The following is a 24,252-nucleotide window of genomic DNA, read 5'->3' on the forward strand; positions in this document are numbered from 1 at the left end:
CGGAGAATTTATGGCAAGAAAAGTCCGCAGGTCGGGACAAAATCTGACGCTTGAAAAAATCATTATGACTATTTTTTTACTGTCCGTGGTAGGGTCTGCTTTTTTGTATTCGATTTTTTCTTTGGCCACCGCAGCGCCAGAAACGGTTAGTGAAGATCCGGTGGAAGTCAGTCATACTGAGTTTATAAATACTTTAGTACCGCACGCCCAAGAACTACACAATCAATATGGCATTTTACCCAGCATTATTTTGGGACAAGCGATTTTAGAATCCGATTGGGGTCAAAGCTCTTTAGCGAGCGAGTATCATAATCTTTTTGGTATCAAAGCATCAGAAGGGGAATCCTCAGTCACATTGGAGACAATGGAATTTGTTAATGAAGAGTGGATTACTATTCAAGGGGATTTTCGTGTCTATAACGATTGGAATGAATCCCTTGACGACCACACGCAATTATTTGTGAACGGCGTTTCTTGGAATCCAAGTTTGTACGCTGAAGTCTTAGCAGCTCAAACTTACCAAGAAGCCGCTGCTGCCTTACAGACAGCAGGGTACGCAACGGATCCTGATTATGCTGCAAAAATTATTGCAGTGATTGAAGAAAACCAATTAAGTCAGTATGATGAAATTTAAAATTGAAAGGAAGTGGCAGCATGGACAAGAAAAAAGTTCCTGAAATTATGACAGAACTAAAACAAGATTTGGTGCGAGTCCCTGAAGTGATTCGTGAAGCCAGCGGCATTTTAATTTTTGGGAAAAAAATTAAATCGATTATTTTTACGACAGACATCGCTATTATCCGCAATACAGATGCCAATGCAGTCATTGCTGTCTATCCTTTTACGCCTCATCCGGCAATTACCAAAAGTATTATTGAGGCAGCCGATATTCCTGTTTTCTCTGGAGTTGGCGGGGGGACTACACAAGGTACTCGCAGTATGTACATGAGTATGTTTGCTGAAGCGCAGGGCTCATTAGGCGTGGTTTTAAACGGCCCAACGCCTTTAGATACGGTTATCGAAGTTTGTAAAGTTGTAGATATTCCCGTTATTGCGACGGTGACCTCAATTTATACCGAAATTGAAGAAAAATTGAAGGCCGGCGTCACAATTATCAATATTAGTGCCGGTAAAGAGACAGCAGAAACAGTCGCTCACTTCCGAAAAAAATATCCGGAGCTGCCAATTATTGCAACCGGTGGACCTAATGATGAAAATATTTTAGAAACAATTCGTGCGGGTGCAAATGCGATTACTTATACGCCACCATCAAGCGGAGACCTCTTTAGCTATAAGATGGAAAAGTACCGCAAACAGGAGAAAGAAAATTTAAAATGAAAAAATGCTAAAAAGGCAAGAAAATTTCTTGCTTTTTTTGTTATATAATTTCATAATAGCTTTTATTCAAAACTAAATCACTGCTTGTATATCGTCAAAATCTGGTTGACAGTCTCTACCTGGTGCCGTAAACACCGGACTATAAGCAAAAAAAGGACGGTCCACGCTTTTTTTGCTTACTTTAAGAAGTAGCAGAGCGGGGCCTTTTTTGTAATTATTTTGATTTAGTAAATTTTAACGAGAAAATTTCCAAGGAGGAAAAAAGTGGAAGAGCTAGTATCGAGAATCAAAAAAGATGGCTTAGTTTTAAATCAAGATGTGTTGAAGGTGGATAGCTTTTTAACTCACCAAGTCGATGCCAATTTGATGGCGGCGATTGGCGGTGTTTTTGCGGATGCTTTTAAAGGTCAGCAGATTACCAAAGTGGTGACCATCGAGGCCTCTGGGATTACCCCAGCTATTTTTACCGCGCAAAAATTGCAGGTGCCAATGATTTATGCCCGCAAAGCAAAAAGCTTAACGATGAATGAAGAGCTATTGACTGCTGAAGTCTACTCCTTTACTAAGCAGGTCACCAGCACGGTTTCGATTTCAAAAAAATTTTTAAATGAAACAGATAAGGTCTTAATCATTGATGACTTCTTAGCCAATGGTCAAGCGGCTAAAGGCTTGATTGAATTGTGCCAGCAAGCCGGAGCAGAGGTTGTCGGCATCGGCATCGTAATTGAAAAATCCTTCCAAGGCGGCCGCCAGCTGATTGAAGATATGGGTTTGCCAGTAGTTAGTTTAGCGAGAATCAGCGGCTTTAAAGATGGCACAGTAGAATTCCTAGAAGGAGATGCTTAATTGATGGAAAGACAAAATGGAAAAGCAGCGGTTTTAGGGTTACAGCATTTATTGGCGATGTATGCCGGAGCTGTTGCAGTTCCTTTATTAATCGGCCAAGGCTTAGGTTTTAATCAAGAGCAGATGACTTATCTAATTTCAATTGATATTTTTATGTGTGGCGTGGCGACCTTATTGCAATTAACAGTCACTAAATTTTTCGGGATTGGTCTGCCGGTTGTTTTAGGCTGTGCCATTCAAGCAGTTGCACCATTGATTATTATCGGTAGCCAAAAGGGTATTGGTGCGATGTATGGGGCAATAATTGTTGCGGGTATTTTTGTAGTGTTGATTGCCGGTGTTTTTTCTAAGGTGAAAAAACTATTTCCGCCGATTGTCACCGGGACAGTCATTACGACAATTGGCTTGACTTTAATTCCCGTTGCCATTGAAAAAATGGGTGGCGGTAGCGCAACAGCAGCAAATTTTGGTGACCCAAGCTTTTTGGCTTTAGCATTTATTACAATTTTATTGATTATATTGTTGCAGATTTTTGCAAAAGGCTTTTTACGTTCGATTGCCGTTTTAGTTGGTTTAGTTGGCGGAACGGTCATTGCGATTCTCATGGGTCTGGTGGATTTTAGCGCCATTGGCGAAGCACCGGTCTTCCATTTGCCGCAGCCCTTTTATTTTGGCATGCCGACCTTTGATATTTGGTCTATTTTATTGATGATTATCATTTCAATTGTCAGCATGGTTGAATCTACTGGAGTTTATTTTGCCTTAGGGGATATCACTGGCAAAAAAATCGGTGAAACTGAATTAAAAAAAGGTTATCGGGCAGAGGGATTAGCTGTAATCCTTGGTGGTATCTTCAATACTTTTCCTTATACGGGTTTTTCTCAAAACGTTGGTTTAGTTCAGCTGTCAGGTATTAAAACCAAAAAACCAATTTATTTTTCGGCTATCTTTTTAATTATTCTCGGCCTATTTCCGAAAATCGGTGCCTTGGCCCAAATCATTCCTGATCCAGTTTTAGGCGGTGGCATGCTGGTGATGTTCGGGATGGTTGCTGTTCAAGGGATGCGGATGCTATCAAAAATTAATTTTGCCAACGATAAAAATCTATTGATTATCGCTGTGTCTCTTGGCTTTGGCTTGGGCTTCAATGTGATGCCGCAAATTTTTGTCCAATTGCCGGAAACAGTCCAAATGTTTGCTGGTAACGGTATTGTGATGTCAAGTTTTGCTGCAATCATTTTAAATTTGATATTTAATGGCGTGCAAGATGAAGCGCCGGATTTCAGTGAAACTAGTCACGTTTAAATTTAATTTCGCTTCACCTTCTGACAGTTCAGAGGGTGATTTTTTTCTAAAAAAATTTTCCAACGAAAATTCATCGGAAAATTTACGAACAATTTTTATTTTTATTTATAAAACATTCGATATTATTTTGACAAGCTAAATAGATTGTTGCTAGAATATGGATGAATAAGTAAAGGGAGCGAAAAACATGACGCCACAAGTTGCAGTAATTATGGGTAGCACTTCAGATTGGGAAACCATGAAGCACGCCTGTGAAAGTCTCGAAGAATTAGCAATACCCTATGAAAAAAAAGTAGTTTCAGCCCATCGAACGCCAGATTTAATGTTTTCCTTTGCAGAAAATGCTCGTCAGCGAGGGATTAAGGTGATCATCGCTGGTGCTGGTGGAGCAGCTCATTTACCGGGAATGGTCGCGGCAAAAACAACATTGCCAGTCATCGGCGTGCCGGTGCAATCCCGAACATTAAACGGCTTGGATTCTTTATTGTCAATTGTTCAAATGCCCGGCGGTGTACCGGTAGCGACCACTGCCATCGGAAAAGCCGGTGCTACAAACGCCGGCTTGCTTGCAGCCCAAATGCTTTCCATGTATGATTTAGATATTGCTGAAAGAATCTCAGACAAACGCAAAAAAATGACAGCAGCAGTGCTGGAAAGTAGTGATCAACTTGGATAAAGCATTATTGCCCGGCGCCGTTATCGGAATTGTCGGTGGCGGCCAATTAGGCAGAATGATGGCGATCAGCGCCAAAGAAATGGGCTTTCGGGTTGGAGTGTTAGATCCGGTGGAAAATTGTCCGGCAGCGCAAGTGGCTGATTGGCAAATAAAAGCCGAATACAGTGACATCACAGCCCTTGAAAAATTGGCCAAACGCTCAGATGTCGTGACCTATGAATTTGAAAATGTCGATGTGGCTGCCCTAGTAGCCGTCGAAGAAATTGTTCCGCTACCTCAAGGAACAGACTTATTAGCAATCACCCAAGACCGTATTTTAGAAAAAACTTTTTTAGAAGAAAATGATATTATCATTGCACCCCATGCGACGATTATCAATCCGTCAGATATTCTAGATGAAATTGATAGCATCGGTTACCCTTGTGTTTTGAAAACTACAAGAGGCGGTTATGATGGCAAAGGTCAGCACGTTATCTATAGCTCCAGCGACTTAGCTTCAGGCATGAATTTACTCCGTAAAGGAACTTGTGTTTTAGAAGCATGGATTCCCTTTGAAAAAGAAATTTCCGTGATGGTAGCTGGTAACGGTGAAGACTATCAAGTTTTTCCAGTTGTTGAAAATATCCATCGCAACAATATTTTACATGAAACTATTGCACCGGCTCGCATCAATGATGAAATCACTGAAGAAGCTCAGCGGATTGCCAAAGTAATCGCCGAAGCCTTAGATTTATCGGGAGTTTTAGCAGTGGAAATGTTTTTAACAAAAAATGGCGGCATCTACGTTAATGAATTGGCGCCCCGGCCGCATAATTCGGGGCATTATACAATTGAAGCTTGCAACGTCAGTCAGTTTGATATGCATATTCGCGGCATCTGCAATTGGCCGTTGCCTGAAGTCCAATTACTAGAGAGTGCCGTGATGGTCAATGTCTTAGGAGAAGCTTTGTTAGAAACCTACAATTTAATTTCGCAAAAACCTGCTTGGCAATTTCATTATTATGGCAAAGCCGAAGCAAAAAAGGGTCGCAAGATGGGACATATCACCATTTTAACGGACAATGTCGAAGAAACCTTGGAAGAGGTTTACCAAACAAAAATTTGGGATTAATATTTTATTTATAATAAAGGAGCAGACAAGATGTTAGAGCGTTACACTCGCCCAGAAATGGGAGCAATTTGGACAGATCAAAATCGTTATCAAGCGTGGCTTGAGGTGGAAATTTTAGCAGATGAGGCGTGGGCTGAATTAGGTGAAATTCCCGTTGAGGATGTCAAAAAAATTCGTGAAAAAGCGACGTTTGATATTGAACGCATTTTAGAGATTGAAGAAACTACCCGCCATGATGTGGTGGCCTTTACCCGGGCAGTTTCTGAAAGCCTTGGGGAAGAAAGTAAATGGGTTCACTATGGATTAACTAGTACCGATGTGGTTGATACAGCTTATGGCTATTTGATGAAACAGGCCAATGACATTTTGCGACAAGATTTGAAAAATTTCACAGAAATTATCGGCGCAAAAGCCAAAGAACATAAATACACGGTGATGATGGGCCGGACTCATGGCGTCCATGCTGAACCAACGACTTTTGGTTTGAAATTAGCCCTGTGGTATTCTGAAATGAAACGCAATATTGAACGGTTTGAACATGCAGCCAAAGGGGTGGAAGCCGGCAAGATTTCTGGTGCCGTTGGGACTTTTGCAAACATTCCGCCTTTTGTCGAGGACTATGTGTGTACCCAATTAGGCATTCGCCCGCAGGATATTTCAACGCAAGTCTTACCAAGAGACTTGCACGCAGAATATTTTGCCGCTATGGCTTTAATTGCAACGAGCATTGAAAAATTTGCCACGGAAATCCGCGGCCTTCAAAAATCAGAAACCCGCGAAGTCGAAGAATTTTTCGCCAAAGGACAAAAGGGCTCTTCTGCAATGCCCCACAAACGCAACCCAATTGGGTCAGAAAATATGGCGGGCTTAGCTCGTGTGATTCGTGGACATATGGTGACTGCCTATGAAAATGTTTCCCTTTGGCATGAACGAGATATCTCCCACTCGTCAGCGGAGCGGATTATCATTCCAGATACCACTATTTTATTGGATTATATGTTGAATCGTTTTGGCAATATTGTCAAAAATTTGACAGTCTTCCCGGAAAATATGCAGCGAAATATGCAGGCTACCTTTGGCCTGATTTACAGCCAACGGGTGATGCTAAAATTAATTGACAGTGGCATGACTAGAGAAGAGGCCTATGATTTGGTTCAGCCGAAGACAGCCTTAGCTTGGGATAACCAAACTGACTTCCGACCGTTATTAGAAGAAGATGCTAAAATTATGGATGTTTTAACCAAGGCAGATTTAGATGACGCCTTTGATTATCATCATCATTTAAAAAATGTCGACGTGATTTTTGATCGGGTCGGTTTAGGAGCATAAAAAAATTGCGCCTTCAGCTAGCTAGCTGAGGGCGCAATTTTTTTATTTACGGGCTTTAGCCGCAGTTTTAACATCCTTACGCTTCATCAGCCAGCCAATCGCAATCCCTAAGATAAACAGGATTAAAATCAGTACTAAGAGGGGACAGCGGATGGAGAAGAAAATAAAATCAATGGTCACAGGCCTCCAGTTTTGAAAGGCAAAAACAATTACAAAAAGACTCACCACAATCCCAATAATGCGTTTAATGGTTAGAAATTTTTTGACACGTTCCATTTTTACACCACCTTTAAGAAAAGTTTAGCGGACTCTTTAGGAAGGCGCAATTTTTTTGATTAACAAAAAAGCCAAGTCTGCAACTTTAGCTGACAGGCTTGGCGAAATGATTATTATTATGCAGGTTGTAAACTGTTGTCCAACATGTTTTTCCGGAGTTCTTTTTCTAGAGACTCCACAAAGGCCATGTTCAAGTCCTGATCATCAAAGGAGACCGTCAGATTGTAGCAGGTCTTCAGCCAATGCTGTTCTTGAATTTGTTCAATCACTAGGCAATGATTATCATTTTTGTACTCAAAATGTTTTTTCTTGTCGCTAAACAGCCGATGACTGGCGCGGCGAATTTTTCGCAAAGAGTAATGTTTGACATCTTGATTTTTTTCATGGACCCGTGAAATCGCCAACAGATCATTATATAAGCGATTTTTTTCTTCATCCGCTAAGCTTTGTAAAAATTCCTGAGCCGTTTGCCACGAATTATTCATCCAAATCCTCCATCCGCAAATGCAATTCTATTGGTACTATATCATATCCAGAAAGTATAGTAAACGTTACCATAACAAGTCTGCTTTTTACTTTGGCTAAAACACGAACGTTTTTCTAATAGAATTATTAAAACGTAAAGAAAATCGTTGACCAAGATTTTTTCCGTTGTTACAATGTAGGCAGAAAATATTTCGTGTTTTTAGAAATAATTGATGAAAAAGGAGCAAACCACCCGTGGAAAAATTGGAACTGCTATATGAAGGCAAAGCCAAAAAACTGTATCGTACGGATAACCCTGATATCCTATGGGTTGAATACCTGAATCAGGCAACAGCTTTAAACGGTGTCAAGAAAGATGCGATTCAAGGAAAGGGCCAACTGAACAATCAGATTACCAGCCGTATTTTTGATGAGCTAAACAAAAACAATATTCCCAATCATTTCCAAGAAATCCTCTCAGAAACCGAACAATTAATAAAAAAGGTCGACATTATTCCCCTTGAAGTTGTCGTCCGCAATGTAGCTGCCGGCAGTTTTTCAAAACGCCTAGCAATCCCTGAAGGAACACCTTTAAACTTTCCTATCCTCGAATTTTATTTCAAAGAAGATGCCTTAGATGATCCAATGATTAATGATGACCATGTCTTAGTTTTAGACATCGCCACGCAAGAAGAAATCGATCAAATCAAAACGATTGCTTTTGCTGTCAATAAAGCGTTGCTTAATTTATTTAAAAACATCGGCATTCAATTAATCGATTTTAAAATTGAAGTCGGTCGCACAGAAGACGGAATTTTATTAGCAGATGAAATTTCTCCCGATACTTGTCGTTTGTGGGATATAGATTCTGGTGAACATTTGGATAAAGATATTTACCGCCGTGACTTAGGGGATTTAGTTCCCGTCTATCAAGAAGTCTTAGATCGTTTAGAAAAAATTTCACAATAAATCAATTACACAATAAAAGGAGCAAACTCATGTATTTCGTTAAAGTTTATGTTACATACAAGGATTCAGTTTTAGACCCTCAAGGAGAAGCCGTGAAGGGTGCAGTCCATCGGATGGGCTATGAAGAAATTGAAGAGATTCGGATTGGGAAATACTTTGAAATGAAAGTAGCGAAAAGCGACCGTCCTGTTGAAGCGATGATTGAAGAAGTTTGTGATAAATTATTAGCTAACGTCAATATGGAAAGCTACCGTTACGAAATTGCTGAATTGGAGGAAGTTTAACATGAAATTTGCAGTGATCGTTTTTCCTGGTTCAAACTGCGATATGGATATGTTATGGGCAATCAAAGATATCATGGGAGCCGATGCTGAATACGTGCGCCATGATGCAGAGAGCTTAGCTGGATTTGACGGCGTCTTATTACCCGGAGGTTTTTCCTATGGTGACTATCTCCGTTGTGGTGCGATTGCTCGCTTTTCTGCCATCATGTCAGAAGTGGTGCGCTTTGCTGAAGAGGGCAAACCAGTCTTTGGGACCTGCAATGGTTTCCAAGTTTTAACAGAAGCTGGTTTATTGCCAGGGGCTTTAAGAAGAAATGATTCGCTACATTTTATCTGCAAAACAGTTCCTTTAAAAGTTGAAAATAATCAAACGAACTTCACTTCCGAATATGAAGCCGGTGAAGTGATTCAGATTCCCGTTGCTCATAACGATGGCAATTATTATTGTGACGAAGCGACTTTAGCGGAATTAAAAGCTAACAATCAGATTGTCTTTACTTATGACGGTGAAAATATTAACGGGAGTGTCGAAGCAATTGCCGGCATCACCAATAAAGCCGGCAATGTGATGGGCATGATGCCCCATCCAGAACGGGCGATGGAAAGTCTATTGGGTTCAGAGGACGGCAGAAAATTCTTTGCGTCAATGCTGAAAAATTTCGGGAGGGTCACAGCTTAAATGAAAACAATCACAGAACCAACTGGCCAAGAAATTAAAGATCAAAAGATTTATGCACAATGGGGCTTGACTGATGAAGAATATCGGATGATTTCTGAAGATATCCTCGGCCGTTTACCCAATTACACAGAGACGGGTTTATTCTCGGTAATGTGGAGCGAACATTGTTCTTATAAAAATTCCAAACCCGTTCTTAGAAAATTTCCGACAAGCGGTCCGCAAGTTTTGCAAGGACCGGGAGAAGGTGCGGGTATTGTGGATATCGGCGACAATCAGGCGGTTGTCTTTAAAGCTGAAAGCCACAATCATCCATCGGCAGTCGAACCTTATGAAGGTGCGGCTACTGGTGTTGGCGGCATTATCCGTGACATTTTTAGTATGGGAGCTCGACCGATCGCTGTTTTAGATTCTTTGCGTTTTGGTGAATTAGACAATGCCCGCACAAAATATTTATTAGAAGAAGTGGTTCACGGTATCAGCGGCTACGGAAATTGTATCGGCATTCCGACAGTCGGCGGTGAAGTGGCCTTTGACCCTTGTTATGAAGGAAACCCTTTAGTCAACGCAATGTGTGTTGGTTTAATTGACCATAAAGATATTCAAAAGGGTCAAGCCAAAGGTGTTGGCAATTCGATTATGTATGTCGGTGCTAAAACTGGCCGGGATGGCATTCACGGTGCGACCTTCGCCTCGGAAGAATTTGTTGAAGGGGAAGAACAACAACGTTCGGCTGTCCAAGTTGGCGACCCTTTTATGGAGAAACTTTTATTAGAAGCCTGCTTAGAATTAATATTAGATCATGCTGATATTTTAGTCGGCATCCAAGACATGGGAGCCGCCGGTTTAGTTTCTTCAAGTTCAGAGATGGCTTCAAAGGCCGGTTCTGGTTTGAAATTGTACTTAGATGACGTGCCGCAACGGGAAACCAATATGACCCCTTATGAAATGATGCTGTCTGAGTCACAGGAAAGAATGCTAATTTGTGTCGAGCAGGGGCATGAAGCCGAAGTGGTTGAATTATTTGAAAAATATGACTTAGATGCGGTAACCATCGGTGAAGTAACCGATGATGGTTTGTATCGCTTATTCCACAAAGGCGTTGAGGTAGCGAATCTACCAGTTGACGCTTTAGCAGAAGATGCGCCGGTTTACAATAAAGAACGCAAAGAGCCTGCCCGCATTCAGGAATTCGCTGAAATGAATGATTTTAAACCAGCAATTTTTGATGCCTCACAAACGTTGATGGCTTTATTGCAACAACCTACGATTGCCTCTAAGAGAATGATTTATGAAACATATGATTCACAGGTTCGCACGAACACTGTAGTGCGCCCAGGTAGCGATGCGGCTGTTTTACGCGTTCGTGGCACGAATAAAGCGTTAGCAATGACGACTGATTGTAACGCCCGCTATTTGTATTTGAATCCAGAAGTTGGCGGACAAATTGCAGTAGCAGAAGCTGCCAGAAATATTGTCGCTAGTGGCGGCCAGCCTTTAGCGATTACCGACTGTTTAAATTACGGTTCACCAGATAAACCAGAAGGCTTCTGGGAATTATGGACCTCTGCTGACGGTATTTCTACGGCTTGTAGTATGTTGGATACACCGGTTATTTCTGGAAATGTTTCTTTGTACAATGAAACAAACGGCAAAGCGATTTACCCAACGCCGATGATTGGCATGGTTGGTTTAATTAAAAACTTAGAAGATATTACCACACAGGAATTTAAAAAAGCCGATGACTTAGTTTATGTAATTGGCGACACTAAAGCTGATTTTAACGGTTCTGAATTGCAAAAAATGCAATTAGGCAAAATTGAAGGCCGTTTGATGGACTTTGATTTGGCTGTCGAAAAAGCCAATCAGGCAGCTGTCTTAAAAGCGATTCAAGCTGGTTTAGTTGCTAGCGCCCATGATTGTGCTGAAGGCGGTTTGGCTGTTGCCATCGCCGAAGCCAGCTTCAAAAATAATTTAGGGGTGGATGCCAGCATTTCTATACCTCAAGCGAATCTTTTTTCTGAAACCCAATCTCGCTTTGTGATTTCAGTGGCGCCAGAAAATCAAACCGCTTTTGAAGACTTGTTGAAGTCGGAAAAAGTACCAATGACTTTAATTGGTAAAGTTACTCAAACGCCACAAATTAAACTTACTGCCGAAGACGGCTTAATTGATGTTGCGACTAAGGAAGCGAACCAACTTTGGGAGGAAGCTATTCCATGTCTTATGAAGTAAAAAGTCTAAATGAAGAATGTGGCGTGTTTGGCGTCTGGGGTCACCCAGATGCTGCCCGCGTCACCTATTTTGGTCTCCATAGCCTGCAACACAGAGGGCAAGAGGGGGCAGGTATCGTTGCCAATCATCAAGGGAAGCTGGATGGCTATCGTGATTTAGGGCTGTTATCAGAAGTTTTTAAAGACGAAAGAATTTTAGACCGCTTGCAAGGGAATGCTGCAATCGGGCATGTCCGCTATGCGACTGCCGGCAATGGCAGTGTTGATAATATCCAGCCGTTTTTATTTAAATTTTACGACGGCTCAGTTGGCTTGGCCCATAATGGCAATTTGACCAATGCCAAAACGCTAAGAACAAATTTAGAAAAACTCGGCGCCATCTTTCATTCTAATTCCGATACGGAAATTTTGATGCACCTGATTCGCACCAGTCCTAAACGGGAATTTTTGGATCAATTAAAAGAAGCGTTGAACCAAGTCAAAGGGGGCTTTGCTTATCTTTTATTGAAGGAAGACTGCATGATTGCCGCTCTTGACCCCAACGGATTTCGGCCATTATCAATTGGTCAAATGAAAAACGGCGCCTACGTAATTGCCTCTGAAACCTGTGCCTTAGAAGTAATCGGTGCGGAATTTATTCGGGATGTCAATCCAGGTGAAATTGTAATTGTTGATGATGAGGGGATTCATTATGACAAATACACCGAGGATACCCAGCATTCCATTTGTTCGATGGAATACATTTATTTTGCCCGTCCGGATTCAAATATTGCCGGTGTTAACGTCCACACTGCACGAAAAAATATGGGCCGCATTTTAGCCGAAGAAGCACCAGTCGAAGCTGATATGGTAGTGGGCGTGCCGAATTCTTCTTTATCAGCTGCCAGTGGCTACGCTGAAGCCAGCGGAATTCCCTATGAAATGGGCTTGGTGAAAAACCAATACATTGCCCGAACTTTTATTCAGCCGACACAAGAACTGCGGGAGCAGGGTGTGCGGATGAAACTTTCAGCGGTTCGGGGCGTTGTTGAAGGCAAACGGGTCATCATGGTAGATGATTCGATTGTGCGGGGCACGACCAGTAAGCGTATTGTGCAATTATTGAAAGAAGCCGGCGCAAAAGAAGTCCATGTCAGAATTGCGTCACCCCCATTGCGTTATCCTTGTTTTTACGGGATTGATATTCAAACCCGCAAAGAATTGATTGCCGCTAATCATACAGTTGATGAAATTCGCGATGTGATTACTGCTGATAGCTTGAGTTACTTAAGTGAGCAGGGATTAATTGATGCGATTGGCCTAAATTTTGATGCGCCTTATTCTGGCTTGTGTATGGCCTATTTTAACGGCGATTATCCAACACCATTATATGATTATGCAGATCGTTACGTGGCGTCATTGAAGGAACATGTTTCATTCTATTAAAGAGAAGAGGAAGTCTAATGGCGAATGCCTATGCAAAAGCCGGCGTTGATGTCGAAGCTGGTTATGAAGTAGTCGAACGAATTAAAAAACATGTCAAAAAAACCGAGCGTCTAGGAGTGATGGGAGCTCTAGGCGGTTTCGGCGGTTGTTTTGATTTATCTCAAGTGGATGTGAAGGAACCAGTTTTAATTTCGGGAACAGATGGTGTGGGCACCAAATTAATGGTGGCTATCCAAGAAGACAAGCACGATACAATCGGGATTGACTGTGTCGCTATGTGTGTCAATGACATTGTTGCTCAAGGAGCCGAGCCGTTATACTTTTTAGATTATATTGCTACAGGAAAAAATATTCCTGCTCGTTTGGAACAGGTTGTGGCTGGTGTCGCAGAAGGCTGCTTGCAGGCCGGTGCTGCTTTAATCGGTGGCGAGACTGCTGAAATGCCCGGGATGTACGGTGAAAACGATTATGATTTAGCGGGCTTTGCAGTTGGCGTTGCGGAAAAGAGCAACCTTGTGACTGGCGAAAAAATTGCAGCGGGGGATATTTTATTAGGCCTGCCTTCAACTGGCATCCATTCCAATGGTTATTCTTTGGTTCGCAAGGTTTTCTTTGAAGAAAATAAATTTGACGGACAAGCCGAGCTGCCTGAATTAGATGGTAAAATGTTAGGGGCTGAACTGTTAACACCGACTAAAATTTATGTCAATGCCTTGCTGCCTTTAGTCAAAAATCAATTAGTCAATGGTATCGCCCATATCACCGGTGGCGGTTTTGTTGAAAATATTCCCCGCATGCTACCAGCAAACTTAGCAGCAGAAATCAAGCTTAGTTCATGGCCGGTCTTACCAATTTTTACAGCTTTAGAAAAATACGGTAAAATTCCTGCTTTAGAAATGTATGAAATTTTCAATATGGGCATTGGCATGGTCTTGGCTGTCGCACCGGATAAAGCCGCTGCGACCAAGCAAGCATTAACTGACGCCCATGAGGTTTATTTTGAAATCGGGCAAGTGGTTGATAAAACCAATGAAGCTGTGGTATTAAAAAATGACTAGGCCTAAAGTGGCGGTCTTAGCTTCTGGGAATGGTAGCAATTTTCAAGTTTTAGCAGAAGCCTTCCAAAAAGGGAACATTGATGGTGAGTTAGTCTTACTTTTTAGTGATCAACCAAAGGCTTATGTTTTAGAGCGGAGCCAACAGCTAGGTATTGAGGCAAGAAGTTTTTCTCCGAAGAATTTTGCTTCAAAAAAAGCCTATGAGGTGACGCTTTTACAACTGTTAATGGATAAAGAAATTGATTTAATTTTACTGGCGGGTTATATGCGGATTATTGGGGACACACTGTTAAAGGCTTATCCCAATCGGATTATCAACATCCATCCTTCATTGCTGCCGGATTTTCCCGGACTGCATGGGATTCAAGATGCCTTTGAAGCTGGTGTTACGGAGACTGGTGTCACCATTCATTTTATTGATGATGGTGTCGATACCGGACCAATCATTGCCCAAGGGAAAGTTACCGTCAGTGAGGATGATACCCTCGAGTCTTTAGAGGAAAAAATTCATGCCCTAGAACATCAGCTTTATCCGCAGGTAGTTGCTAAAGTCATAGCAGAAAACTTTAAATAAACGAAATTATCATAGATAAAGGTAAGGAGCAAATAGTTCATGAGAGCATTAATCAGTGTATCTGATAAAAACGGTATCGTCGAATTTGCCAAAGGTTTAACGGCTTTAGGGATTGAAATTATTTCAACCGGAGGCACAAAAAAAGCTTTGGAGGATGCTGGACTAGCAACCATCGCCATTGATGATGTGACTGGTTTTCCGGAAATGATGGATGGCCGGGTCAAAACCTTGCATCCCAAAATTCATGGTGGCTTATTGGGCCGTCGGGATGTAGACAGCCACATGCAGGCGATGGCAGATCACGACATTCAACCTATTGATTTAGTTGTGGTGAATCTATATCCTTTTAAAGAAACAATTTTAAAAGATGGCGTTACTGAGGCTGAAGCCATTGAAAATATTGATATCGGTGGACCAAGCATGCTTCGTTCCGCTGCTAAAAATCATGCTGCGGTGACAGTCGTTGTGGATCCTTTAGATTATCAAGTCGTTTTAGGTGAGCTGCAGGAATTAAATGCGACAACTCTTTCAACACGGCAACGTTTAGCGGCGAAAGTTTTCCGCCACACAGCAGCTTATGATGCGCTGATTGCCGGCTACCTTACAGAGTTAGTTGCAGAGGAAACACCAGAGAGCTTGACGCTGACTTATGATTTGAAACAAACACTCCGCTATGGGGAAAATAGCCACCAAGAAGCGGCCTTCTATCAAAGCGGCTTGCCGGTTGCCTTTTCAATTGCTCAAGCAAAACAGCTTCACGGAAAAGAATTGTCTTATAATAATATTCGAGATGCTGATGCAGCGATTCGGATTGCTAGAGAATTTGAAGAGCCCACTGTGGTGGCGGTCAAACATATGAATCCTTGCGGCATTGGTACAGGGGCAACTATTTTAGAAGCCTACGATTATGCTTATGAGGCTGATCCTGTTTCAATTTTCGGCGGTATCATTGTTTTGAATAGAGAAGTCGATTTAGAGACAGCTAGCAAAATGCATGAATTATTTTTAGAAATTATCATTGCACCAAGCTTTACTGATGATGCCTATGATATTTTGGCTAAGAAAAAAAATCTCCGTTTGATGACTTTAGATTTTTCTGAAAAAGCTAAAGCTGCCGGTGTTGAAACTGTTTCTGTTTTAGGTGGACTGCTGGTGCAAGACCAAGATACGGTCAAAGAAGTCGCCAGCGAGTGGCAAGTTGTTACCGAGCGCCAACCTTCAGCAGAGGAACTAAAAGCCTTAGAATTTTCTTGGAGAGCCGTTAAGCATGTGAAATCCAATGCGATTGTCGTGGCAAATAATCATCAGACTTTGGGCATCGGTGCAGGTCAAATGAATCGAGTGGGCTCAGTGAAAATTGCAATCGAACAAGCGGGCGATCGTATTTCAGAAGCTGTTTTAGCCTCAGATGCTTATTTCCCAATGGGGGACAGTGTCGAATATGCAGCAGAACATGGCATCAAAGCCATCGTTCAACCTGGCGGCAGCATTCGTGACCAAGAGTCAATTGATATGGCCAACAAATATGGCATTGCGATGGTCTTTACCGACATCAGACATTTTAGACATTAAAATCTTATAGAGAGTGCTAGATTTTGCGGCGCTCTCCAAAATTTAAAATTAAGGTCTGTAGCAAAGGCTTAAGTGACCGCTGCTGCAGACCTTTTTAAAATTGGAGGAAATCATGGGATTAAATATTTTAGTAATTGGTTCAGGTGGTCGGGAACATGTCATCTGTCAGAAATTTTTACAAAGTCCCCTTGTTGACCAAGTGTTTTGTGCAAAGGGAAATGCTGGCATGACCAAAGACGGTATTCAAATTGTGGACATTGCTGAAGATGACCACGCGGCGTTAATTGCTTTTGCCAAAGGCCAGCAAATTGACTGGAGCTTTATCGGCCCAGAGGTTCCTTTATTAAATGGAATTGTCGATGATTTCGCAGCGGCTGGTCTAAAAGCTTTTGGACCGAAAAAGGCTGCGGCGATGATTGAGGGTTCAAAGGATTTCGCTAAAGAAATTATGACCAAATATCAAATTCCAACCGGCGCTTATCAAACTTTTTTTGATTTTGAAAAAGCGAAAGCTTATGTAGAAAAAATGGGTGCGCCAATTGTGATTAAAGCGGATGGCTTAGCGGCAGGCAAGGGAGTCGTCGTGGCATTGACTATAGAAGAAGCGATTGCTGCTTTAAAAGATATGCTGGAGGATAATAAATTCGGCGCATCAGGAGCCAAGGTAGTTGTCGAAGAATTTTTAGCCGGAGAAGAATTTTCACTATTGGCTTTTGTTCGCAATCAAGAAGTTTATCCAATGGTGATTGCCCAAGATCATAAACGGGCCTATGACAATGACTTAGGTCCAAATACTGGCGGAATGGGCGCTTATGCACCGGTGCCGCAAATTCCAGAAGCGATGGTAACAGAAGCCATCGAAAAGATTTTAAAACCTGCTGCTGCAGGCTTATTGGCAGAAGGACGTGATTTTACAGGAATTTTATATGCAGGCTTAATCGCAACAGAAGCAGGTCCCAAGGTTATCGAATTTAATGCTCGCTTTGGCGATCCGGAAACTCAAGTAGTACTGCAGCGTTTAGAAAGTGATCTAGCGAAAATTATTTCAGATTTATTAGAGGGCAAAGTTCCCGAAATTTCTTGGCAGAAAACTGGTTATTCTTTAGGAGTGGTCGTGGCTGCGGATGGTTATCCTGGGGAGTATCAAAAGGGGCAAGTCATTCCTGAGTTTTCAGAAGGCAATGTCTATTATGCGGGTGTTGCCGAAGAAGATGGCCGCTTAGTAACTAACGGCGGCAGAGTTTATTTAGTTGAAGCTTCTGGTGCAACTTTGAAAGAGGCGCAAACGAAGGTCTATCAGATTTTAGATAAAGCTGATACAGCCGGGACCTTTTACCGCCACGATATTGGTGCAAAAGCGATTCAAAAATAAAATAAAACCTTCATCCATCACTCCCTTAGAGTAACGGATGAAGGTTTTTTAATTTTAAAATTTAATTATCACATCAATTAAGCAATCTCAATCTTTTTTTCAGCAGTTAAAGTTTGGGGATTACGCTCTTGCTGCATTTGCACCCAGACCATAAAGGTTAATAGGGTCCACAGTTTTCTAGAGACATCTTGTTTACCACTGGCGTGTAATTCCAACAGCGAGAGGGCATAATTTTTATCAATCCACTGATCGACATCAGCTGTCTGGATAATATTTTTAGCCCAGTCGTACAATTCGTTTTTTAACCAAAAGCGAATTGGCACAGGGAAGCCTAACTTTTTACGGTAAATTACAGATTCTGGCACAAAACTTTCCGCTGCCTTCCGCAAAATATATTTTGTCGTATTGTGGGCAATCCGCATATCAGACGGGATTTTGCTAGCCACTTTAAAAACTTCTTTATCAACAAATGGTGTTCGCAATTCCAAAGAAGAGGCCATTGTTGTCCGGTCAGCATTTGTCAGCAAATCACCAATCAACCAAGTGTTCATATCAATGTATTGCATGCGGGTAATTGGGTCAATATTTTTTGAATCATTGTAAAAAGGTGCTGTTACCTGCATATAATTGACATCATTGCGGTATTGCTTCATAAATTGCCGCTTTTCTTCTTCGTTGAAGATTTTGGCATTTCCCACATAGCGCTCTTCAATCGGGGTCGTTCCACGGACTAAAAAGCTCTTACCTTTAACGCCTTCAGGAATTATTTTTGACATCTGCCGCAAAGCTGAATTTAAGCTCCGAGGGAATTTATCAAACATCGCCAAAGAATTTGGTTCATTGTAAATCGTGTAACCGCCGAATAATTCATCGGCGCCTTCACCGCTTAAAGCCACTTTACAAATTTTCCGGGCCTCTCTGGCTAAAAAGTATTGGGGGACAGCCGCCGGATCTGCAAGGGGCTCATCCATATCCCAGACAAATTCTGGGAAGCTCTCCGCAAAAGCTTCAGGGGTAATTAAACTACTGTGGTTTTTGACACCAAGCTCATCAGCGGTTTGTTTAGCTAAGTCAATTTCACTGTAGCCTTCCCGTTCAAAACCAACAGAAATGGTATTTAAGTCATTATTAAATTCCCGGGCCAAAGCAACAATAATCGAAGAATCAATGCCGCCGGATAAAAAGGAGCCAACGGTTACATCAGAGCGCATATGTTTTTCAACGCTGTCATATAAAACGCTGCGGATTTCTTCAACTAAAACCTTTTCCTCCGTTTGAACTGGGTGGAAGGCTGGGGTGAAATAGCGTTTAATTTCTAACGGCTTGCCAGCTTCTTTAAAGATGTAATGACCAGGCACCAAGCGTTTAATTTCATGGGTCATCGTCATTGGGTCTGGTACAAACTGATAGGTCATATATTGTTGTAATGCTTCATTGCTGAAGGTTTGTTCAGATAAAATACCCCGCAAAGATTTTGACTCAGAGGCAAAATACAAGCGGTCGTCAACTTCTGTATAATGAAAAGGTTTAATCCCAAAATGATCTCTGGCACCAAATAAAGTTTTTTCTTGGGTATCCCAAATAACAAAGCCGAACATTCCCCGTAGGTAGTTGACCACGTCTTTACCATGTTTTTTATACATACCTAAAATCACTTCGGTATCACTATGAGTCGCAAAAGAATACCCCTCAGCGATTAATTCTTCTCTTAATTCTACATAATTATAAATTTCGCCATTAAAAGTAATCCAATAGCGTTGATTATCGTACGACAAAGGTTGTCCGCCGTGTTCGATATCAATAATACTCAAACGACGAAAGCCTAACGTCACAGCGTCATCCTGATAATATCCCTCATCATCCGGACCACGGTGAATAATTCTTTCACTCATCTTTTTTACTTGCGGACGAAAATCCTCTGCTTCATTGTAGTGAACACAACCAACGAATCCACACATGTTATTGCCTCCCATATCTATTTCCATTTTCCAAAAAGGTAAACTAGTTCATGAATCTTTTGTTTTTAAAATAAAGAAGAAAGGGTCTTTTAAACCGGCTCCTTCACTCGTAAAATCATAGCACAGCTAGCTTTAAAAGTATAATCTGAATCACAAAAAAACTAGAAAGTCTTAAAAATATTTAATTTTTTATGCTGACAGTAAAGTTTTGTCAGTTTAGTTGAATCTGTTATTTCATTTGAAATAATGAAAGCCCTTTTAGATTTTTTGTGGTACACTTTAAGATGGAACCAAAAAAATCTTTTTATCGTTTTTCAAAAATAGGAGGAATCATCAAAATGCGGACAATGAAATTTGGACCAACCGATCAAAATGTTGATGCAGTGATTTTAGGAGCAATGCGGATTAACAATGCGGAAAATCCTCAAGCAGTGATTGAAACAGCCGTTGATGCGGGCATTACTTTTTTTGACCACGCTGATATTTATGGCGCAGGCAACTGCGAAACAATTTTCGGAGAGGCCCTCAAGAAAACCTCGATTAAACGGGAAGATTTATTTATTCAAAGTAAATGTGGTATTGTTCCTGGAAAATTATTTGATTTTTCAAAGGAACATATTATTGAAGCGGTAGAAGGCAGTTTAAAACGCCTACAGATGGACCATTTAGATGCCTTGTTGTTACACCGTCCAGATGCGTTAATGGAGCCAGAAGAAATAGCAGCCGCTTTTGATGAGCTAGCCACTAGTGGTAAAGTTAAACACTTTGGTGTCAGCAACCAAAATCCAAGCCAAATTGATTTATTGGAAAAAACAGTTAAGCAGCCATTAGTTGCCAATCAATTGCAATTTGGCATTATGCACACTGGGATGATTGATTCAGGTATTCATGTCAATATGACTGATGACGGCAGCGTAGATCATGACGGCGGTATTTACCATTATTCCCGCCTGCATGATATGACAATCCAAGCATGGTCGCCTTATCAATATGGTTTCTTTGAAGGCGTCTTTATCGGCAATGAAAAATTCCCTGAGCTGAATAAAAAGCTTGAAGAGATGGCTGAAAAATATAATACAACGCCAACAGGAATTGCTTCTAGCTGGATTTTACGCGTGCCTAATATGCAAGTGATTGCCGGTACAATGAATCTTGGCCGCATTAAAGAAATTGCGGCTGCCTCTGAAATTAAAATGTCGAAAGATGACTGGTATGATGTGTATTTAGCAGCTGGAAATATTTTGCCATAAACTTTTAAAGTGTGAGTCTGTGACATTAGCTTATTATAGAACTGAAAATTCTTAGCATACTGAGATGTTCCACATAATACGTAGAAATTATGATAAAGTATTGTGCAATTGCAATGGGGACCAACTGTCCTAAAAAGCAAAGGGAATCAGTATTGGGATTTGTCTATTGAGTAAACTAATGGTGCAGACTCACTTTTTTTATTTTTCCAAAAAAGCAATCAAGGAATTGCTTTTTTAGACTATTTAGGGAAAAATATAAGAAAAGACAAAGTAGGCGGTGATACATACAATGCAACTACTATGGAAAAATCTTGAAGATCAAAATCTGCGGGTGAAAATTCGCCAAAATCCCGAAAATTTTGTTGGTCACGATGGGCAAACAGCTTTGCAAAAAATGATTCTTGGGGCTTTAGACTGTCTGGTTACGATTGCATCCGATTTGAGCCGGTGCCATCTACTTTTAGCAATTAATAATCACGAGTTGACGGCGACCTTGCGTTTGCCAGAAGAACAGTCATTAGAGCCTTGGTTAAACAGTCAAAATATCATCGATTTTAGTGAGTTGTTAGTGCTAAAAAATCTTTCCTCTTATTTTACAATTGACGTTCAAAATCAGCAGCAATTTATCAGTCAAACTTATCATGATGGACTTCTAAAAGAGAAGCAACAGGCTTTGTTTGAAGGTGATTTCAAAAAGGTTAGTCTGCGCTTTATTCCGGATTTTAAAGGCTTTGACAGCCAGCCATTACCCTATGGCGTGTTTTATAATTTTTGTCATCAGCTGGCTTTTTTAAACGATGGCCTGATTGTTGAGCTGAAGGAAAATCAAATGCAAAAAAATTATTTTTTGTTTCGCCAAGGACTGGTGGAGTATTTGTATGAACAGGATGAATTTTCTTCCCGCCGCCGCAAACCCTTTTATTTTGAAAAGCAAATTCAGCATGTTCACGTAAAAGTGGCGCTATCCCGCAATGATCAAGGACGAATTGCCGCCAGTTTTGCCAACAACTTACAAACCTATCAAGGCGGAACCCATTTAGAAGGCTTGATTGACGGAGCGCTGGTGGCTTTAAATGATTATTTCAAAAAGCAGAAAAATATCGCCGTCTTTGATGAAGAAAAATTACTGACTCGTTTTGATTTGGCCGTGGCTGTTAAGCTGCCAAATGCGAAATATTTTGGGATTACCAAGTTGAAGCTGCGCAATCCGGAAGTCCATCAACTGGTGGAAGAGGCGGTAGCCGATGAGTTTGCTATTTTTTTAGATCGTTATCCCCTCTGGTATAAGGATAAATAAAAATGTTCGGGTTTTCCTTGATTGACAATAGGAAAACCGAACATTTTTTTGATTTATTTGCAAAAAAGTTATTTTTTGTTGGAGAAGGGCTTGCTTTTTTGATTGATTTCGTGTAATTTACTTATGGCGAAATAAATCAGCGAAACAATAAATTAATGTTCGTGTTTTGCCAGAATAATGGGAGGTCATTTACTATGAAAGTATTTGATTACGAAGATATCCAGTTAGTACCGAATAAATGTATTGTGAACAGCCGTTCAGAATGTGATACAACAGTCACTTTAGGCAAGCATAATTTCCGTTTGCCAGTCGTGCCTGCAAATATGCAAACGATTGTGGACGAAACAATTGCGACATTCTTAGCTGAAAACAATTATTTCTATATTATGCACCGTTTTGATGAAGATGACCGCATTTCTTTTATTCAAAGAATGCAGTCAAAAGGTCTAATCAGCTCAATTTCTGTCGGTGTTAAAGAAAACGAGTATGCTTTTGTTGAACAATTGGCCAAAGAAAATTTAGTGCCTGATTATATTACAATTGATATCGCCCACGGCCATTCCAATGCCGTGATTAACATGATTGGTCACATAAAAAAACATTTGCCAGATAGCTTTGTGATTGCCGGCAATGTTGGAACTCCAGAAGCTGTCAGAGAATTAGAAAACGCTGGTGCGGATGCAACTAAGGTCGGCATTGGACCCGGAAAAGTTTGTATCACCAAAATTAAAACTGGCTTCGGCACAGGCGGCTGGCAATTAGCAGCCCTGTGCTGGTGTGCGAAGGCTGCCCGCAAGCCGATTATTGCTGATGGCGGTATTCGGACCCACGGGGACATTGCCAAATCGATTCGCTTTGGTGCTACCATGGTGATGATTGGTTCGCTATTTGCCGGTCATGAAGAATCACCTGGAGAAACAAAAGTTGAAAACGGCGTTGTCTATAAAGAATATTTCGGCAGTGCCTCAGAATTTCAAAAGGGCGAGAAGAAAAATGTCGAAGGCAAAAAAATCTGGATTCAACACAAGGGTAGTTTAGCTGACACCTTAATTGAAATGGAACAAGATTTGCAATCTTCTATTTCTTATGCTGGCGGCCGTGACCTTGAAGCGATTCGCAAAGTGGACTATGTGATTGTTAAAAATTCAATTTTTAACGGTGATACCATCTAAATTTTATGAAGCTTGTTTAATAGTTTTACCAAAAAGCCTATCAGCTTTGATAGAAAGCAGTGAGTCCGAAAAATATTTAGACTGACTAGGCGAAATTTTGGCTAACCTATTCAGCAAGCTTTTTTGTGTTTTAGCTGATACACTAAAGCTAGCAAAATAGTAAAGGAGCAGGTATGAAACTTTATTTAATTCGTCACGGAGAAACTGATTGGAACGTTGCCAGTAAAATTCAAGGGAAATCTGATATTCCATTAAATGCAAATGGACAGGCCCAAGCGGAACAATTGGCTGAAAAACTGGCAGAAAATCCTTTGAAATTTAGCAAAATTTATAGCAGCCCTTTGAAAAGGGCTGTTGAAACAGCCGACATTCTTAGTCAACAACTAAAGCTAGAATTAGTTGTTGCAGAAGGCCTAAAGGAAATTAATCTGGGAGTTTGGGAAGGCTTCACTTGGCCAGAAGTTGCGGAAAAGTATCCGCTGGAATATCGTCAATGGTACGAAAATCGTCGGACAACCCGCCCACCAGCCGGAGAGTCTTATCAGGACTTGTTAGATCGTTTACTACCAACTTTGGTGACAATTATTGCCGAAAATTCTCAAGATGTTGCACTTGTCACCCACAGTGCGGTGATTATGACGCTGGAAAGTTTTTTACACGACACGCCTTTTGCCAAAATGGGTCAATATAAAAATGGCAACACCGGCATTACGGAAGTTTCCGCAGAAAAGTTATTAGCCAAAGTCCGCTAAAGTTTTTTAAAACATAATAAATGTGGAAATATTCAAAAGCTGTTACACAATTTTTTAGATATATCATCACCGAAACTTAGTGAATTTGTCTTTCTGGTCTGAAAGGAAGATTAGAAAAAAATCTAGCTGCTTTTGCAAGCTGGTTGATTTAATGGACAAACTCACAATAGTTAGTAGCTCTCACTAATTATTTTTCGGAGAAAATATTGTCGATAAATTTTGTGTCACAGCTTTTTTATGTAATTTTACTTTACCTGTCGTAGTAATTTTGCTATACTATTTACAACGACAGACGTAGTAATTGTTAGGAGGG

The 24,252-nt window shown here is 41.0% G+C and carries 23 protein-coding genes and 1 riboswitch; of the genes, 20 read left to right on the forward strand and 3 right to left on the reverse strand.

The features are described from left to right. Positions 1-10 precede the first annotated feature (10 nt). From ORH16_RS06015 to purB, 7 genes are all read left to right on the forward strand, one after another. A complete protein-coding gene (locus tag ORH16_RS06015; RefSeq protein ID WP_265457129.1) occupies positions 11-634 on the forward strand; it encodes a glycoside hydrolase family 73 protein in 624 nt (207 codons plus the stop codon). A gap of 20 nt (positions 635-654) precedes the next feature. Next, positions 655-1,338 carry a hydrolase gene (locus ORH16_RS06020; protein WP_265457131.1) on the forward strand — a complete coding sequence of 228 codons (684 nt, stop codon included), beginning with the start codon at positions 655-657 and terminating at the stop codon, positions 1,336-1,338. A gap of 64 nt (positions 1,339-1,402) precedes the next feature. After that, positions 1,403-1,500: riboswitch (purine riboswitch) on the forward strand. Positions 1,501-1,602: 102 nt separating this feature from the next. Then, positions 1,603-2,184: a xanthine phosphoribosyltransferase gene (locus ORH16_RS06025; protein WP_265457132.1), complete on the forward strand. Its 582-nt coding sequence runs from the start codon at positions 1,603-1,605 to the stop codon at positions 2,182-2,184. Between the two features lie 3 nt (positions 2,185-2,187). Continuing rightward, positions 2,188-3,489 carry a nucleobase:cation symporter-2 family protein gene (locus ORH16_RS06030; protein WP_265457769.1) on the forward strand — a complete coding sequence of 434 codons (1,302 nt, stop codon included), beginning with the start codon at positions 2,188-2,190 and terminating at the stop codon, positions 3,487-3,489. Positions 3,490-3,676: 187 nt separating this feature from the next. Next, positions 3,677-4,165 carry a 5-(carboxyamino)imidazole ribonucleotide mutase gene (purE, locus tag ORH16_RS06035; RefSeq protein WP_265457134.1) on the forward strand — a complete coding sequence of 163 codons (489 nt, stop codon included), beginning with the start codon at positions 3,677-3,679 and terminating at the stop codon, positions 4,163-4,165. Then, complete coding sequence (purK, locus tag ORH16_RS06040; RefSeq protein WP_265457136.1) at positions 4,149-5,276, forward strand: 5-(carboxyamino)imidazole ribonucleotide synthase; 1,128 nt, start codon at positions 4,149-4,151, stop codon at positions 5,274-5,276. The genes purE and purK overlap by 17 nt, the downstream gene beginning before the upstream one ends. Positions 5,277-5,306: 30 nt before the next feature. Next, positions 5,307-6,605 carry an adenylosuccinate lyase gene (gene purB / locus ORH16_RS06045; protein ID WP_265457138.1) on the forward strand — a complete coding sequence of 433 codons (1,299 nt, stop codon included), beginning with the start codon at positions 5,307-5,309 and terminating at the stop codon, positions 6,603-6,605. A 42-nt stretch (positions 6,606-6,647) separates the two neighbouring features. Here purB and ORH16_RS06050 read toward each other — a convergent pair whose 3' ends face one another. Continuing rightward, the gene (locus ORH16_RS06050; protein ID WP_265457140.1) at positions 6,648-6,881 is read right to left on the reverse strand and encodes a lipopolysaccharide assembly protein LapA domain-containing protein; all 234 of its coding nucleotides are present in this window, start codon (positions 6,879-6,881) and stop codon (positions 6,648-6,650) included. A 116-nt stretch (positions 6,882-6,997) separates the two neighbouring features. Continuing rightward, positions 6,998-7,366, reverse strand: a complete 369-nt coding sequence (locus tag ORH16_RS06055) for a hypothetical protein (protein ID WP_265457142.1) — start codon at positions 7,364-7,366, stop codon at positions 6,998-7,000. Between the two features lie 235 nt (positions 7,367-7,601). Between ORH16_RS06055 and purC the strand changes: the two genes are divergently transcribed. The 9 genes from purC (at position 7,602) to purD (ending at position 17,510) form a co-directional block, all read left to right on the forward strand. Next, positions 7,602-8,315 carry a phosphoribosylaminoimidazolesuccinocarboxamide synthase gene (gene purC / locus ORH16_RS06060; protein ID WP_265457145.1) on the forward strand — a complete coding sequence of 238 codons (714 nt, stop codon included), beginning with the start codon at positions 7,602-7,604 and terminating at the stop codon, positions 8,313-8,315. A 29-nt stretch (positions 8,316-8,344) separates the two neighbouring features. Continuing rightward, entirely contained in the window at positions 8,345-8,599 is a 255-nt protein-coding gene (gene purS, locus ORH16_RS06065) for a phosphoribosylformylglycinamidine synthase subunit PurS (protein WP_265457147.1), read from the forward strand. A gap of 1 nt (position 8,600) precedes the next feature. Then, positions 8,601-9,278, forward strand: coding sequence for a phosphoribosylformylglycinamidine synthase subunit PurQ (gene purQ / locus ORH16_RS06070; protein WP_265457149.1), 678 nt, complete (start codon positions 8,601-8,603; stop codon positions 9,276-9,278). Continuing rightward, entirely contained in the window at positions 9,279-11,510 is a 2,232-nt protein-coding gene (gene purL, locus ORH16_RS06075) for a phosphoribosylformylglycinamidine synthase subunit PurL (protein WP_265457150.1), read from the forward strand. It abuts the gene before it with no gap. Further along, positions 11,495-12,934, forward strand: a complete 1,440-nt coding sequence (gene purF / locus ORH16_RS06080; RefSeq protein WP_265457152.1) for an amidophosphoribosyltransferase — start codon at positions 11,495-11,497, stop codon at positions 12,932-12,934. Before purL ends, purF begins: the two co-directional genes overlap by 16 nt. 17 nt (positions 12,935-12,951) lie before the next feature. Continuing rightward, positions 12,952-13,992, forward strand: a complete 1,041-nt coding sequence (gene purM, locus ORH16_RS06085; RefSeq protein WP_265457153.1) for a phosphoribosylformylglycinamidine cyclo-ligase — start codon at positions 12,952-12,954, stop codon at positions 13,990-13,992. After that, positions 13,985-14,566, forward strand: coding sequence for a phosphoribosylglycinamide formyltransferase (gene purN, locus ORH16_RS06090; RefSeq protein WP_265457155.1), 582 nt, complete (start codon positions 13,985-13,987; stop codon positions 14,564-14,566). Before purM ends, purN begins: the two co-directional genes overlap by 8 nt. Positions 14,567-14,605: 39 nt before the next feature. After that, positions 14,606-16,138, forward strand: a complete 1,533-nt coding sequence (gene purH / locus ORH16_RS06095; RefSeq protein WP_265457156.1) for a bifunctional phosphoribosylaminoimidazolecarboxamide formyltransferase/IMP cyclohydrolase — start codon at positions 14,606-14,608, stop codon at positions 16,136-16,138. A 112-nt stretch (positions 16,139-16,250) separates the two neighbouring features. Further along, positions 16,251-17,510 carry a phosphoribosylamine--glycine ligase gene (purD, locus tag ORH16_RS06100; RefSeq protein WP_265457158.1) on the forward strand — a complete coding sequence of 420 codons (1,260 nt, stop codon included), beginning with the start codon at positions 16,251-16,253 and terminating at the stop codon, positions 17,508-17,510. A gap of 77 nt (positions 17,511-17,587) precedes the next feature. Here the strand turns inward: purD and asnB are convergent, their stop codons facing one another. Continuing rightward, positions 17,588-19,468 carry an asparagine synthase (glutamine-hydrolyzing) gene (gene asnB, locus ORH16_RS06105; RefSeq protein ID WP_265457160.1) on the reverse strand — a complete coding sequence of 627 codons (1,881 nt, stop codon included), beginning with the start codon at positions 19,466-19,468 and terminating at the stop codon, positions 17,588-17,590. Positions 19,469-19,806: 338 nt separating this feature from the next. Here asnB and ORH16_RS06110 point away from each other — a divergent pair, with 338 nt between their 5' ends. From ORH16_RS06110 to ORH16_RS06125, 4 genes are all read left to right on the forward strand, one after another. Next, positions 19,807-20,718 carry an aldo/keto reductase gene (locus ORH16_RS06110; protein ID WP_265457162.1) on the forward strand — a complete coding sequence of 304 codons (912 nt, stop codon included), beginning with the start codon at positions 19,807-19,809 and terminating at the stop codon, positions 20,716-20,718. Between the two features lie 289 nt (positions 20,719-21,007). After that, positions 21,008-22,015 (forward strand): hypothetical protein, encoded by a 1,008-nt coding sequence (locus ORH16_RS06115; protein WP_265457164.1) that lies wholly within the window; start codon positions 21,008-21,010, stop codon positions 22,013-22,015. Between the two features lie 194 nt (positions 22,016-22,209). Next, the gene (guaC, locus tag ORH16_RS06120; RefSeq protein WP_265457166.1) at positions 22,210-23,187 is read left to right on the forward strand and encodes a GMP reductase; all 978 of its coding nucleotides are present in this window, start codon (positions 22,210-22,212) and stop codon (positions 23,185-23,187) included. A gap of 173 nt (positions 23,188-23,360) precedes the next feature. Continuing rightward, positions 23,361-23,939, forward strand: coding sequence for a histidine phosphatase family protein (locus tag ORH16_RS06125; protein ID WP_265457168.1), 579 nt, complete (start codon positions 23,361-23,363; stop codon positions 23,937-23,939). The last annotated feature ends 313 nt before the right edge of the window (positions 23,940-24,252 follow it).

Source organism: Enterococcus sp. HY326 (genome assembly GCF_026157065.1).
Taxonomy (GTDB): Bacteria; Bacillota; Bacilli; order Lactobacillales; family Enterococcaceae; genus HY326.